This is a genomic window from Mesobacillus sp. ABV4_180 (genome assembly GCF_056158485.1).
This window is the reverse complement of the sequence record NZ_JBSWTJ010000001.1, coordinates 2,395,612-2,410,841: the sequence shown is the minus strand read 5'-3', so window position 1 is coordinate 2,410,841 and position 15,230 is coordinate 2,395,612. Positions and strand designations below refer to the sequence as shown.

12 protein-coding genes and 1 riboswitch are annotated in these 15,230 nt (G+C 41.3%); of the genes, 8 read left to right on the top strand and 4 right to left on the bottom strand.

Annotation, left to right across the window (positions count from 1 at the left end; genetic code table 11):
• Position 1: 1 nt before the first annotated feature.
• A riboswitch (SAM riboswitch) is annotated at positions 2-111 on the bottom strand.
• A gap of 185 nt (positions 112-296) precedes the next feature.
• The gene (locus tag ACXAEA_RS12295) at positions 297-1,928 is read right to left on the bottom strand and encodes a M4 family metallopeptidase (RefSeq protein WP_475096170.1); all 1,632 of its coding nucleotides are present in this window, start codon (positions 1,926-1,928) and stop codon (positions 297-299) included.
• Between the two features lie 263 nt (positions 1,929-2,191).
• On the opposite strand from ACXAEA_RS12295, the gene ACXAEA_RS12290 reads away from it, so the two are divergent.
• From ACXAEA_RS12290 to ACXAEA_RS12275, 4 genes are all read left to right on the top strand, one after another.
• Complete coding sequence (locus ACXAEA_RS12290) at positions 2,192-3,934, top strand: carbon starvation CstA family protein (protein WP_475096169.1); 1,743 nt, start codon at positions 2,192-2,194, stop codon at positions 3,932-3,934.
• Between the two features lie 56 nt (positions 3,935-3,990).
• Positions 3,991-4,254: a cory-CC-star protein gene (locus tag ACXAEA_RS12285; RefSeq protein ID WP_475096168.1), complete on the top strand. Its 264-nt coding sequence runs from the start codon at positions 3,991-3,993 to the stop codon at positions 4,252-4,254.
• Between the two features lie 11 nt (positions 4,255-4,265).
• Positions 4,266-5,225: an ArsA family ATPase gene (locus ACXAEA_RS12280; RefSeq protein ID WP_475096167.1), complete on the top strand. Its 960-nt coding sequence runs from the start codon at positions 4,266-4,268 to the stop codon at positions 5,223-5,225.
• Between the two features lie 183 nt (positions 5,226-5,408).
• Positions 5,409-6,086 carry a hypothetical protein gene (locus ACXAEA_RS12275; RefSeq protein ID WP_475096166.1) on the top strand — a complete coding sequence of 226 codons (678 nt, stop codon included), beginning with the start codon at positions 5,409-5,411 and terminating at the stop codon, positions 6,084-6,086.
• 163 nt (positions 6,087-6,249) lie between these two features.
• Here ACXAEA_RS12275 and ACXAEA_RS12270 read toward each other — a convergent pair whose 3' ends face one another.
• Together ACXAEA_RS12270 and ACXAEA_RS12265 are read right to left on the bottom strand one after the other, a co-directional pair.
• Positions 6,250-7,032 carry a hypothetical protein gene (locus ACXAEA_RS12270; protein WP_475096165.1) on the bottom strand — a complete coding sequence of 261 codons (783 nt, stop codon included), beginning with the start codon at positions 7,030-7,032 and terminating at the stop codon, positions 6,250-6,252.
• Positions 7,025-7,189 (bottom strand): hypothetical protein, encoded by a 165-nt coding sequence (locus tag ACXAEA_RS12265; protein WP_475096164.1) that lies wholly within the window; start codon positions 7,187-7,189, stop codon positions 7,025-7,027. Before ACXAEA_RS12265 ends, ACXAEA_RS12270 begins: the two co-directional genes overlap by 8 nt.
• Before the next feature lie 127 nt (positions 7,190-7,316).
• Between ACXAEA_RS12265 and ACXAEA_RS12260 the strand changes: the two genes are divergently transcribed.
• Together ACXAEA_RS12260 and ACXAEA_RS12255 are read left to right on the top strand one after the other, a co-directional pair.
• Positions 7,317-8,567, top strand: coding sequence for an ATP-binding protein (locus tag ACXAEA_RS12260; protein ID WP_475096163.1), 1,251 nt, complete (start codon positions 7,317-7,319; stop codon positions 8,565-8,567).
• Between the two features lie 184 nt (positions 8,568-8,751).
• A complete protein-coding gene (locus ACXAEA_RS12255) occupies positions 8,752-9,720 on the top strand; it encodes a glycine-rich domain-containing protein (RefSeq protein WP_475096162.1) in 969 nt (322 codons plus the stop codon).
• A 40-nt stretch (positions 9,721-9,760) separates the two neighbouring features.
• Here ACXAEA_RS12255 and ACXAEA_RS12250 read toward each other — a convergent pair whose 3' ends face one another.
• The gene (locus ACXAEA_RS12250; RefSeq protein ID WP_475096161.1) at positions 9,761-10,603 is read right to left on the bottom strand and encodes an STAS domain-containing protein; all 843 of its coding nucleotides are present in this window, start codon (positions 10,601-10,603) and stop codon (positions 9,761-9,763) included.
• Positions 10,604-10,879: 276 nt separating this feature from the next.
• Here ACXAEA_RS12250 and ACXAEA_RS12245 point away from each other — a divergent pair, with 276 nt between their 5' ends.
• Positions 10,880-12,025 carry an exonuclease SbcCD subunit D gene (locus ACXAEA_RS12245; protein WP_475096160.1) on the top strand — a complete coding sequence of 382 codons (1,146 nt, stop codon included), beginning with the start codon at positions 10,880-10,882 and terminating at the stop codon, positions 12,023-12,025.
• Positions 12,022-15,159 carry an AAA family ATPase gene (locus tag ACXAEA_RS12240; RefSeq protein ID WP_475096159.1) on the top strand — a complete coding sequence of 1,046 codons (3,138 nt, stop codon included), beginning with the start codon at positions 12,022-12,024 and terminating at the stop codon, positions 15,157-15,159. The genes ACXAEA_RS12245 and ACXAEA_RS12240 overlap by 4 nt, the downstream gene beginning before the upstream one ends.
• Positions 15,160-15,230 lie beyond the last annotated feature (71 nt).

Below are 15,230 nucleotides of genomic sequence, written 5' to 3'. Positions count from 1 at the left end.
CTTCTTATCTGCCAAGTTAGAAAACTTGCTGGAATTAGCACCTTTTCAACAAATGGTTGAAGGTTGCTGAAGCTTCTCAGGGCCAGAACCCTCAGCTTCTCTTGATAAGAAATATTAAATTTTCAAAAAATTAAATTTCTCTAAATATTACATGTGATTGTTGGATATGTCAATCACTTTATTAAAGGAATAAAGTTCAAATTAAGCAGCAGTATAGACTTAAGAAAATGGATGGTACAGAAATAGAAGGGTGGCTCCATTCCCTAATAGAGCCACCCTTCTAAAATCGGAAACTATTAATTTACACCTACAGCATCAAATGCTTTGCCTACTGCTGTTGCTTCTGCAGAAGTTGCCCCATACAAGTCTTTAGCGGCTTGTACCAATCCTGCTCTTGCCTGGCTAAAGTTCGTAGAAGATGTAAAATACACTGTGTTTGCACGGTAGAAAATTGCACCCATTTTTTCATTGCCGATTCCTGGGACCGTCACTCCATAATGTGTTCCGCCCTGGCTCAGAAGGTACGCAGCTTTATTGATGATTCCGCTGTTAATGTGAACGCCGCCATTGTCGGAAGTTCCTGTATATCGAACAGAATAGTGGTCAGGATCGCCGTATTTAGTCGGATCGCTCATTGAACGAAGGGCATCACCAGCTTTGTTAGGTGTATAGATGTCTTCACCGATTTCAAAATCAGGGTTGTTATTATCATGGAATTCGGCAAGTGTTCCGAAGATATCAGAAATCGCTTCGTTCAATGCTCCTGATTCATACTGGTAAACAAGGTCTGAACTGAAATCTGTTACCGCGTGGGTAAGCTCGTGAGCAACAACATCAAGGCTTCCTGAAAGAGGGATGAATGTAGCACCATCGCCATCGCCATAAACCATTTGCTGTCCATTCCAGAACGCGTTGTTGTAATTTCTTCCATAATGTACAGTTGATTTCAACGCTGCACCATTATTGTCATATGAATTGCGGTTAAAGACGTTTTTGTAGTAGTCATATGTCAGACCTGCATAGTAATGAGCGTCAACCGCTGCACCATCATACGTTGCATTTAAGAGATTGTCAGCATCTTTCCAAAGGGTACCTGGAGTTCTCTGGCGGTTTTGCGCATCATAGGTAAATACGCCATTGCCGCGAGTATTATCTTGTAAGTAATAAGCTCCGCTTGATAGAAGGGTGTTCAAAGTTTTCGTATCACCAAGTACACCTACACCAGATCCTACAGTATTTGTACCAGCCAGAGATGGGTTTGTTTTACCTGCTGTGTCGATTGCATTGTATTTATTGATGATATCGCCTGTTTCTGCATTTATGAAATATTGATAATTGCCTGGTTCAGGGCTTAAAAAGTTCAAAGTAACATGGTATGCGTATACAGCTTTATCAGCTGTTGGGTACACGACTAACTCTGCAGAAGGCGTTTGTTCATAAGCTGGTTTAAAGCCTAATTCAGCTTCAGCTAAGGCAATCGCATCTTTTTGAGATTTCTTGTTCGCTGCTTTTACAAGCTTGCTGCTAAGCTCTTTGCTGACAGTACCACTTAATACTTGAAGAACTCCTGCTTCATCAACCTTAGCAACCAGAGTAGATCCCCAAACAGTAACACCATTATACACTTGCTGAAGGCGGACAACGTCCCCGCCAAGGTCATCTGCTTCCTGAGATTTTACAACGAAAGAATCGTTGGCGCCAAGATTGTATTTTCCTTTTGAACCTTTAAGATAATCAAGAATTACATCTTTAGCCGCCTTCGCTGATGGGTTTGTCAATTTACCCGCAACAAATTCTGGAGTGCCATGGCTTTTCGTAAAATTTTTAGTTTTAGCATCTGCTGATGGGGCAGCAAAACCTGATGCTGCTACCAAACCGCTGATTGCAAGACTTGCTGTTAAACTTAAGGAAACGACTTTCTTTTTCAAATGAACTCCTCCTAAAATGGGATTCTAGCTACTAAATATTAGTAGATTATCATATTTATATATTATTATTCTGAAGATTTCAACAATAAGGTCGTGTTTTGTCGATTTATACAGTTGGGAAACTTTTTTAGTAAGTGATACGGAATCTCTGTATAAAAATGGGATTTTAATGAAAGTAGTCAGAATTAATTGACTAATCTAATAATAAGTTTTTATTATAAAGTTGTAGTACCAGCTAATATAAAAAGGAGGGTATACATGTAATGAATTCTTTATGGTTAGCTATTATCGGAATGAGTGTCTTTGCGATTGGCTACAGATTTTATTCAAAATGGGTAGCGGAGAAGATTTACCGGCTGGATCCCAATTACGTCACACCGGCACATCAGTATTCAGATGGGGTGGATTTTGTCCCGACGAAAAAAATGATTCTATGGGGACATCATTTTACTTCCGTTGCCGGAGCAGCACCGATAGTGGGACCGGCAATCGCTGTTTATTGGGGATGGCTTCCTGCCTTTCTATGGGTGACACTGGGAACTGTATTTGCCGCAGGTGTACACGACTTTGGTACTCTTGTCCTTTCAGTAAGGAATAAGGGACAGTCAGTTGGAACAATTACGAACAAATTGATTGGCAAGCGCGCCAAAATCATGTTCTTATTCATTATTTTAATCTTGGTCTTGATGGTTAACGCCGTTTTTGCCTGGGTCATTGCAAACTTATTTGTGAAATTCCCGGCAAGTGTCCTTTCTGTATTCCTTCAGATTCCACTCGCAATCTGGATTGGATATGCAGTTTACAAAAAGAAAAAGGGAATGCTTGTTCCTTCATTAATTGCTCTTGCAGTAATGTATGGTGCTGCGATCCTTTCCAGCCGAGTACCTGCATTGCAAATTGATTTGGTTAAATATTTTGGCGGTGCCGAAAATACTGTCATGTTTGGCTTGAACGGCGTATCGATGGCATTCTTTATTTGGATTGTAGTCCTGATGGTTTACTGTTACATTGCTTCAACATTGCCTGTTTGGAAACTTTTACAGCCGCGTGACTATATAAATTCGCATCAGTTGGTAGTTGGATTGTTCATTTTGTACGCAGGACTGATTTTCCTGCAGCCAAAGGTGACTGCACCAGCCATGAATGCTGCAGCAACAGACGTCTCCTGGTTCCCGCTCTTATTCATCACCATTGCCTGCGGTGCGATTTCAGGTTTCCATGGACTTGTTTCTTCAGGTACTTCATCAAAGCAACTCGAGAAAGAAACCGATGCGAGGTTTGTTGGTTATTTAGGTGCGGTAGGAGAAGGAATCCTTGCACTAATTGCCATCATTGCAGTAGTGACCGTGTTTGCGACGAAGGCAGATTTTTCTGCAGCGTATTCCAGCTTTGCAGCTGCCAGTGCGGGAGGCCTTGGAAACTTCATCAATGGTGCGGCACTGCTTGCGACAGGTATTTGGATTCCTGCCGATATTGCCAGGACGATCGTTTCAATCATCGTTGTCAGCTTTGCAGCTACGACATTAGATACTTCCGTAAGATTAATGCGTTACATCATTGCTGAAATTGGAAGCGAATACAATGTCAAGGCATTGACGAAAACGCATGTAGCAACAACAGTAGCAGTAGTATCCAGTGCAGCTCTTGTACTTTTGCCTAAAGGACCAAATGGGTTTGGTTCAGGCGGATATCTGCTATGGCCATTGTTCGGAACAAGCAACCAGCTTTTGGCCGGAGTCAGCTTGATGCTTATATCCATCTGGCTTAAGCGCCAGGGCCGAAACTATCTTGTAACATTTATCCCAATGGTGTTTGTATTCTTCATGACCCTTTGGGCAATGATTCAGCAGGTTGTGTTCCAGTGGTCCGGATATGGAAGCAGCGAATTGAATATGCTCCTTTTCGGAATCGGAGGACTGATCCTTATCTTTGTCTTCTGGATTATCGTTGAAGCAATTTCCGCTTTCAGCAGGAATAATCCGCCGCCTTTAAGTAAGGAAATGTAATGAAGTCAGAGGCCGGGAAACCGGTCTCTCTTGTCATTTAAGAGGAGGAACGCAAAGTGAGATTCATCGAACAATTTAAGCGTGCTATTAGTGTATATGATGAAATTCTAAGGCATCCACACAAGACTGAGATTGCCCGTGAATTAAGGGATGAAGAAGACCTGTTCATGTTGCTTTGTTTTTCAGAAATGCTTGGATTGCCTAATCCCGCATTTTACTATACTCTCGAGCTTTATCCCGTCATGATTGAACGTTTCCACGAATGGCATCTGCGGGCCGGTATGGAAAAATCACCGCTTGATGGAATACGATGCTGCTAGGAGGTGCAGAAATGGACAGGAAGATTCATTTTATTGGAGGTAAGGGGGGCGTAGGAAAGAGTACCACATCTGCTGCCTTGGCGCTTTTACTATCGCAAAAGGAAAAGAGGGTACTTCTAGTCTCTACTGACCCTGCCCATAATGCTGGTGACTTGTTTCATGGAGATTTCAGAGGCGGAAAAATAGTAAAAGTAGCTGAAACTCTTGATGTACTTGAGATTGATTCAGAACAAGAATCGAAAAACTACATAACTGGTGTGAAAGGCAATCTGAAAGGACTCGTTAAGGCCACGATGATTGATGAAGTCAATAGGCAGATTGAACTGGCAGCTTCTTCTCCAGGTGCTGAGGAAGCCGCTTTGTTTGACAGGATAACCTCGTTAATTCTTGAGGAGAAGAAAAATTATGACGCGATCGTTTTTGACACTGCACCAACCGGACATACAATCCGGCTTTTAATGCTTCCGGAACTAATGGGAGTATGGATGGACGGGCTTCTTGAACGAAGGAAAAAAACGAACGAGAATTATGCGCAGTGGATGAACGATGGGGAAATAACGGAGGATCCAATATACGAAACTCTGAATGAACGAAAAAATCGTTTCAAACGTGTGAGGGAAATATTACTGGATGAAAATCAAACGGAATACTTATTTGTCCTTAATGCAGAGCGGCTGCCAATACTTGAAACTGCTAAGGCGGTCGATACACTGAAACAGCATGGAATCCATGTCCGGTCCATTGTTATTAATAAAGTGATTCCGCCGGAAGCAGACGGCCGCTTCATGGAACAGAGGAGAGAGAATGAAAAATTATACTTAAACGAGATTGCAAAGACCTTCGATCAACAAAAACAATTTGCTATCCCTTTGCTAGAACATGATATCTCAACGCTATCTTCGTTGAACAAAATATCAAGGATTCTGGAGCAGCAAATGGAAAATCATGGAGTGCCCCGGCAATACTATTAAAGGGATAAATTAACGTCCCACGCTGAAGGTAAACTACACCCATCAAAGCAAATGGCATAAACAAGAGTTTTTCTTTCCAGTTTTAGGGTTATATATGAAGGAGGATAATTATTGAAAAATGAAGAAAACTATGATTTAGCCAGCATAGCTAATGCCAGTTTCTAGAGAAAAGGAGGATGATATATGAGGAGGATCTATCCGGGATCCATAACAGCCTATAGCCAATTCGGACACTTGAAAGTACCCAAAAGTGTTAAATGTATCTGTCCAGAATGCCGAAAAAAAGTTGAATTTGTCCTAAAATCAACGTATCAAACCAGCAAGCACGGACTTTTGACTGAAAGCACCTGCCCAGCTTGCAAACAAAGTGCGGCATTTGTCATGATCATTATGGAAAAGGATGTTCATCCAGATGTATACATTTACGACCCGATGACGACCACACACCCGCTTAACCAGATTGAGCAGCTCCCAAAAATACCTGATGAATTGATCAGGGCATATAAATCGGCTGTCAATGTACATCACTCCAAAGAAAATGCTGCGACAGCTGTATTGGCTAAGCGTGTGATTGAGAATATACTTAAGCACTTTTTAGCTGAAAAAAGCAGGAGCATGTCTCTTCAAGAACAGTTTGAAAGCCTTCCAGAGAACATAGATTTAGTCCAGCCTGTAACTTCATTAAGTCCTTTGATGGCACCTGATGGGGCTCTCCACAGGATGCTGGAGCTTGAGACCGAACTTGATGATGAAATGGCAGAGCTGATTATGGACTTGTTGGAAGACATGATACAATACCTGTTTGTTTTACCCGGGAAAATCGAGATCACCCGCGAGGAATTAGAAAAGAAATTGAGTTGACATGGTGCAGCTTTCTTAAGAGGGCTGCTTTTTGTATTTAATATCTGCACATAGTTTGGTATAGTAGGAAAGGTTAAAGTGGTGTGCCAATAGGTTACATTATTGAAATCCACTACAATTTAACAGTAAAAAAACGATAGGATGGCTATTGAGCCATCCTTACTTAGGGTACTGCCACTTTCAATAGTGTAAAAAAGTCATCGTGATTATTTGCATGATAAAGCAATGTTTCATGGTTGAAAATCGCATAATAAGGCAGTGTTTCGATAGTAAGGTCAGGAAAAAGTTGTTGAGCTTCTTCTACCGTTTCAACCTTGATCGAATGGGCTTTGTGCACATAGTTATTATTTATTTGCTGCAGTGCCCAATTTTCCTGCTGATCCCCAGGTTTATATAGCTCAAGAATAGATAGAAATCCTATCTCTTCGGCAAGCTCCGATTGATAAGATATCACTTCCTCAATGATCATAGGGAATGTAAAATGATACTCCTGTCCGTTGCTGAAAGCCTGAATGATAACAGTATTCAATCCTGCAACGTTATTAAAAGTGTAACTGTTTTCAGATACTGGATTAAATGAAAGGTTTCCCTTTTCTAAACCACCTAACGACTGATAAACTTCAATATTATCAATCTTGGTTCCTACAGGAAAGCTGATTTTCATCGTACTCAAAGGTTTCACGCTAATTGGCAGAAGATCATGAAACAGGAGAGGCGGTTCATCTTCGTCGATGACGTGACCTGTACCTTGTTTTACCCAGGCAAAATCACCGGATTTAAACAGAACATCTTTTCCGTCTATCTTAATCTTAGGCTGCAGAAGCTTTGAAGAGGAGATGTCATCAACTTTAGCTTTGTCAATTGCCTTGTTTTGTACTCGATCCAGTGAAAAAATAAATAAAAGAACAAAGATAACCAATACATAAGGAAGCGTTTTCTTAATCATTGCGCGTTCTCTCGGATTCAAGCAGCATTTCAATTTCTTCATCAGTCGGGGGAGTTATCGGTTTTACAAAATGATTCAGTTCATCAATTTTCTTATGTAATCGGTAAACATCGATAAGAACGAAGAGCAGCAATATGGTTATGATCCATAACAACAAGTTGATCACCTCCTGTTTGTGAACCCTATTTCCAATATAAAACAATAATTAGATCCTGGATAGGTAAAATTTGCGATGTCAACTGGATTATATTAGTATCTTAATGAATACGTATGGTGGTGTTGCAGTGGAAATTACTAAGCATTTATTAATGAATCTTTCGCTTTTGCTGGTGTTGCTGTTTTTTACCCAGCTGGTCATCGAAAGACAGGCAAAGGAAAATAGCAGGGAAAGGCTGCAATTGATTTACTTTATGTTATCGATTTTCACCTGTTATATTTTCTCTATACAAGTACAGAATGGTATTAGGTTTGACTTGCGTCAGGTACCGATGATCCTCGGCAGTCTCTATACAGGGCACAGTTTCCTGCTTGCAGGAATAACTCTTTTGATGCGTGGATTTTTAGGTATAAACGATGGTTTCTGGGTTTCTGTGGGAGTTTTTCTCGTCCTTGCCATTTTTCTCAAATGGATCAACCCCTGGTTTCACCGGCTTTCCTTGAACCAAAGAGTAGGTGTATCCGTTATTTTAACTGTTATGACTTCCTTTATACTAATAGAACTTGTTGCGGTATTCAATGAACCCATCAAACACCCTGAAGCATGGTTCAGTTTTATCATGATTCCTGCATTAACATCAGGTTTGATAAGTTACTCGATTGAAACGATCCGCCAAACTGTGTTCATTCGTCAAAGATTGGCAAAGGCAGATAAAATTGAAGCCGTCAGCCACCTTAGCGCGGCTATTTCGCATGAAATTCGAAACCCATTGACAACGGTTAAAGGATTTTTACAATTGTTGGGCGAGCAATCCTATCCTGAGGAAAAAAAACAGGATTTCATAAAAATTGCAGTACAGGAATTGGATCGGGCTGAAGAAGTCATAAATAATTATCTAACATTTGCAAGACCAGCCTTTGAGAAGGTTGAAGATATTAATGTAGAAAAGGAATTGAATCATGTCCTTAATGTCTTGAACCCTTTGGCCAACCTAAACACTGTAGAAATTAAAAGAAAATATACATCTGGTCTCCTCATCTTAGGTGATCGCTCAAAATTTCAGCAAGGATTCATCAACCTGGTCAAAAATGGCTTGGAGGCCATGCCAGACGGTGGTGAGCTTACGATCCAAACTTTTTTGACAGGAAATATCGTACACATCCTGGTCAGAGATACAGGCATCGGCATGACCGAAGAACAAATCAACCGGCTTGGTGAACCTTATTACACAACAAAAGGACAACAAGGCACTGGCCTGGGCATGATGGTTACCTTCAGTATTATCAGGGCAATGAAAGGAAGGGTAGAAATCAAGAGCAAGGTAGGTCAGGGTACAACATTCCACATCCGTTTCAACTTGATTGAAGCAAGTGAGTAATCATATCATTCGACGAAGTGGCTGAAGGGACGCTGACCGCAAGCTGCTAACTTTACTAAAATAAGATAATTGTAATTCAAGCTCAGCCTGATCGCTGAGCTTTTTTAATGGGAAATTTTGAAACCTTTCCAGTTTCTTAAACGTATAATCTCTAACAACAAATCCATAAGGTGAGGTGCATGACATGGGTGTCTTCATAACGGTTGCTGCGGGTGCAGCGATTCTTTTTGCGGCAGCTTATTTTACAAATAAGCAAAGCAGAAAAAAGATTTTGCTAAAGGAAAATATCCCAGACAATTTAGGCTTGCTTGAAGATGTACCTGCACAGACTATCCTGAAGAAATTGGATACCGCTCTTTCATATGAGTATATCAATCAGGTCAAAATCCGTTTTTTAAGCGATCACCCAGAAGTTACGGAAGATGAATTTGAGTGGCGGTTGTTTGAGTTGAAAAGATATTTTGTTCTCAATTCAATTATGCCTAATACTCCGATGTTCAGCAGCAAGGTTGATGAGATCTGGCATGAAATGCTGATGTTTACGAAGCAATATGAAACTTTCTCTGAAAAATATCTTGGGAAAATGCTGCATCATACTCCGAATCTTCAGCCAGAGCCTGCACCTCAGGAGCGTGCATTCTTTGATTGGATCTTTTCCCAGCTGTTCGAGGTAACGGAATATTCATGGCAGGCATGGGGAGATTTCTTTTTATATCCAATGGATTTGCAAGTACTGCAAACAATCGATTCATTAAGTGATGAACAGCTTAAAAACCGATATTTTAAAGTGAACGAAGAAAATAAAGAACTGGTTGCTTATTTAATTGGCAAGTTAAGGTCACAGCTTAGAAAAGCTCAAGAAATCCATGCTGTTAATAGGAAGGGAACATTCGAAAGACCTGCCAGGTTTGGAGACTTATCAGGATTGAGTCTTGTAATGGTGTTTTATTCATTCTATTACTTTGACGATTACTGGGTTTACGCAAAAGAATATGCATATGCCAACCATGCTCAGGGAACCTCTGGCTGCAGCGCAGTTTTTTGTGGTTCAGGAGGGGTTAATGATTCGCATGATGGGCCAGGAAACCACGGCTGCTCCAGCAGCAGTTGCTCGAGCAGCTGTTCGAGCTGCGGCGGGGGTTGCTCATCATAAACTTAACTACAGGAAAGCCTGCCAGAGGACCGGCAGGCTTTTAACGTTGAATGATTTTTCTTATGACGTTTTGCAGATTACCCTCTGTTGTAATATTTGAAAAATCAATGCCAAGCTGAACTGCTGTTTGCGCAACCTCTGGTCTGATTCCGGTGACTATAGTATTTACACCCAGCAGTTTCAAGGCATCCATCAATTTGAAGATTTGATGCGCCACCATTGTGTCTACCATCACAACACCTGATAGATCCAGAATCAGCCTGTTAATCCCTGCATCAATGCTCTGGGCCAAAGTAGATTCCATCAAACCCTTCGCCCTGGTAGTGTCAATTTCTCCAATCAATGGCAGCAAACCGATTTCTTTAGTTAAAGAGATAACCGGTGCGCTCAATTCTCTGATTAAGGATGCCTGTGAGGCTAGCCTGTTCATGAGGATTTCCATGAAAACGATAGCAAAGGTTTCGAAGACATAATCAAGTGTATAATTAAGTTTTCTCTCCCATGTGAAAACATCGTCAAGTGAAATGTCCATATCTGTCTGTTTTACGAAGTTTTGGATATACTCCCAATAAACACGACGAAACACTCCGGAATTCCAGGCAACCTCAGTCAATTTCGTATTTGACTTGATCCTGTCCGCTGCAGTTTGGCTAGTCCATGCAGAAATCGTTTCCTTCATCTCTTCCTCTGTTTGTAAAAGTGATTTTGCCACAAACCGTACATATTGTGAATTTTGTTCTTTCACCCTCATCATCACTTCTGGAGGTGCATCGGCAGAGTAATCCGATCCCTTCATGATCCGCTGACGTTTTACCCAATCCTCAGTGAAATTAGTCGCATTGTCAACAAGGTATTGATACAATGCTTCTGTTTTTTGTTTCATAATTATCCCTGCTTTATCGCTTATTCGTTAATTCAATTGTTTAAGAACGGCTGTGAAAAGTCAAATTTTAATGTGTTTATTATTGGTTTCCACTATGGCACCAAGAAAAAGGAAAAAATAGGTAGAAACAAAATTGCGTGCATGATAAAATTAGAACAGATGTTCCAGAAAGGTTTCCTTTTTTTGAATGACCATTAAAATTTCGAGTCTGATATAATAGTAACATTGTGAAAAGAGCTAAATTCTATTTATATAAAAAAATCAGGGGGGATTGGCATGAAATTTATCCATACAGCGGATTGGCATCTCGGAAAGCTTGTTCACGGGATGTATATGACGGATGACCAGCGTGAGGTTCTGAATCAATTTGTAGAACTCGTTGCAGAGGAGCAGCCTGATGCAGTGGTGATCGCCGGGGACCTTTATGACAGATCTGTTCCGCCAACTGATGCGGTCGAGCTTCTGGATGAGGTACTGTTCAGGATCAATGTCGAACTCAATACACCAATTGTTGCGATTGCAGGAAATCATGACAGCGCGGAAAGACTTTCATTCGGAAGTTCATGGTATCGCCATAATCATTTTTACCTTACTGGTAAGTTGACGGATCAATTTCAGCCTGTACATATTAATGGGGTCAATTTCCACCTTATTCCTTATGCTGAACCGGGCGTTGTCCGCCACTTGCTAGATGACTCGACGATCCATTCCCATCAGGATGCGATGAAGGCGGTAATCGGCAAAATCGAGGAAAACATGAACCTTAATGAGGCGAATGTTTTTGTGGGACATGCCTTTGTACTTGGCGGTGAGTCCAGTGATTCAGAACGAACACTGTCAGTCGGTGGTTCAGGCTGTGTTACCCAGGACCTGTTTGAGCCATTCTCTTATACAGCGCTGGGACATTTACACAGTCCTGATGCAATTAAGCATGACAAAGTTAAATACTCCGGATCTCTGCTAAAATATTCTTTCTCAGAGGCAAAACAGAGAAAATCGATTTCAATTGTCGAAATGAATGAAAATGGAAGTTTTGAAATGCGCTACAGGACGTTAAAGCCGAAACAGGATATGCGCGAAATTGAAGGCCATCTTGAACAGCTTATGGATCCATCTTTCTATGAAAAGGAAAACACGAATGACTATTTGAAGATTACTTTGCTTGATGATGGTGCAATGATTGATCCAATGGGCAAGCTGCGGCAGGTCTTCCCTAATGTTCTGCATCTTGAACGTAAAATAGAATCGATTGACCAAAAGCATAAACAAAAGTTCACTTCTATAAGAGAAGAGAAAAAGTCAGAGTTGGAGCTTTTTGAACAATTTTATCGGGAGATGACTACAAGCGAATTCTCCGTGGAAAAACGCAGCTTAATGACAGAAGTGATTGGAAAAGTCTTGAAAGAGGAGGCGCAAAAATGAAACCTCTGAAACTGACCATGCAGGCTTTTGGACCGTACGCTGGAACGGAAACAATTGATTTCAGCCAGTTGGAAAACAGGACAATGTTCGTTATATCAGGGAAAACAGGTTCCGGGAAGACAACCATATTTGACGGAATCAGCTACGCGATATATGGAAAAGCAAGCGGTGAAGACCGAAATGGCACTGATTTGCGCAGCCAATTTGCTGAAGATGATCTATTGACAGAAGTTACACTTGAATTTTCATTACGTCAAAAAACATACCGCATTACCAGATCTCCACAGCAAGAGAGGAAAAAGAAGAGTGGGGATGGTACGACCACTGTAGGTGCAAAGGCAGAACTTTATTCATTTGATGAACAAGGGGAACACCAGCTGCTTGCATCAAATGTCCGCGAAGTTGATGAAAAAATCAAGGAAATCATGATAATTGACAGCAATCAATTCAAGCAAATCCTGATGATTCCCCAGGGTGAGTTCCGCAAGCTGCTGACCTCAGAAAGCAAGGAGAAGGAAGTCATCCTTCAAAGACTCTTCCATACGGAAATCTATAAACTTGTCGAGGAAAAGCTAAAAGAAGAAGCAACCGTGCTGAAAAAATCCGTTGAAGACCAGGTCGAAAAAAGGAATGCAGCTCTTAGAAGCATTAAGGTGACTGAAACTGAGGAATTAAAGGAATATGTCGGAGCAGGCAGTGTGAATGATGTCCTGATTCTACCTCTTTTAAAAGATGAAATTAAGGCAATGGCATCGAAGCTGGAACTTCTTAATACTGTACGGGAAAAGCTGCAGCATGATCGTGATAAACTGCAGCAGCGTTTGTTCGAAGCGGAATCTACCTTAAAACAGATCCAGACTTTAGAAGATCTTCAAGTCAAAAAGGAGAAGCTTGAATCACAGAAAGAACTTTTCACAGAAAAAGAAAAAGAAGCAGAACTTGCAAAAAAAGCCGCATTGCTTGATGCACAGGAACAGCTTTGCCATCGCCTTAAAGCAGATTGTGATGCACTAACCAATCAATTTACAGCAATTACTGAACGCATTCAACAGTTAACTGAAAAGCTGAATCATACAGAACAAGAACACCAAAAACAAATAGAACGAGACCATGAACGAAAAGCGGCATCCGATCTAGTAAGCAGACTTGAACATATCAAAGATGATGTGCAGATATATGCCAGCATCGATGCTATTGTCAAGGAAATGAAGCAGTCTCTGGAAGCCACGAGCCAGCACCGAGAGAAAGCTGAAACTACACTCAATACCACGGTAGAACGCCTAAAAATGCTGCAGGCTGAAAAAGAGGAGGCTGAAAAAGCCCAGCTTACGTTTCTTGAAAATGAACGTATATTAGAAAAGCAGATTTCTGAACTGGACAAGCTCAATAAGCTGGGGTCTCATAATCAAAAAATGGAACAGGGACTTTCTGCTCTGGAATATCGTAGAGGTTTGTTCGAACAGGCAGTATTAAGGCTGAATGATGGAAAAGCGGCCGTTGAGGATCTGGAGCAGAAATGGCTTCATTCACAGGCGGCTGTACTTTCGGCGGCATTAATAGAAGGTTCCCAATGCCCGGTATGTGGATCGGAGCACCACCCTCAACCAGCATTGGGTAGTGATGGTTTTATCCCAACCGAAGCAGACTTAAAGGCTGCGAGAGATCAGGCATCCGTTCTTGAAAAGGAAAAATCCTCAGCCGAAAAGTCATATATCGAAGCCGAGGCAATTTTAAAGTCATTAGTCGAAAAAGGGGAAGATATGATTGCTGAAATTGCCAGGTTCAGGCCCGATTTCAAGGTGGAGCGTTTACCTGATATCATCCTTCTGATTGAAAGTGAAGCTGAGAAACTGCAGAAACAGCAGCATCATCTCTCGTTGAAATTAAAGGCTTTGGATACTATCAAAGCAGAAAACAAGAGATTAGAAGACGAGAAAGAAAAGCTTCAACAGCAATTGAAAGTCATTGATGCAGACTATCAGAATCGGATGGTCCAATATACTGAGAAGAAGACGACCCTCGCGAGAATGACGGAAAAGATTCCGGAAGAATTACGTTCTCTGCAAGTGTTTGATTCGAAGCTGAAAACTGCCATCAGACTGCAGCAGCAGCTTGAACATGAGCTGGAGCAAGCCCGCAAAAATTATCAGGCAGCAAAGGAACAGCTTGGATCAGAAAAAGCGCGAGCTGAAGAAACTGATAAGCATTTGAAAGAGACAGAATCAAAATTAGCAGCGGAACGGGATATTTTCAAGAATAATATGATGGCTCAAGGTTTTGAAAATTATCAGCAATACCATCAAGCTAAAATGCCGGAAAGTGGTATGCAGCACTTAGAAACCCAGATCAGAAATTATCGAGAGGAAGTAAGGTCTGTAACGGATCGGTTCGTTGAGCTTTCTGATATACTAAGGGATGTCAAAAAGCCGGACATGGAAGCACTTCAAACTGATTTCACTGAGTTAAACAGTAAGATAAAAGAATCTGACGAGATATTCCAGGATCTTAACCTCAAGAAACGGGACAATCAATTGATTTTGGAACAGGTCGAATCATTAAACGAGCAAATGAAAGCCTTAGAAGAAAAATATCGCTTAGTCGGCCATTTATATGAAATCTCAAAAGGACAGAATACTTACCGAATTACATTCGAGCGCTTTGTACTGGCTGCTTTCCTCGATGATATTCTCTCCGAAGCCAACGTTAGGCTAAATAAGATGACAAGCGGAAGATACAGACTAGTAAGGAAAACGGACCGTTCCAAAGGGAATGTGCAGAGCGGCTTGGAACTGCTCGTCCTGGATGCGTATACAGGACAGGAAAGACATGTTAAAACACTCTCCGGAGGTGAGAGTTTCAAGGCCGCATTGTCACTTGCGCTTGGACTTGCTGATGTTGTCCAGAACTATTCTGGCGGTGTTTCACTCGAAACGATGTTCATAGATGAAGGCTTTGGAACACTTGATCCAGAGTCATTGGATCAGGCAATTGAAGCGCTGATCGATATTCAGAGCAGCGGCCGTCTAGTGGGCATCATATCCCATGTTCCTGAGCTTAAGGAGAGGATCGATGCAAGGCTTGAGGTCATCTCAACGCAAAGAGGAAGCAAAACTGAATTTCACCTAGTTAATTAATGTAGAGAAATACAGCATCAATAAGGGTGCTGTATTTTTCTCGATTCCATAAATATAGTCAACAGGGAGTT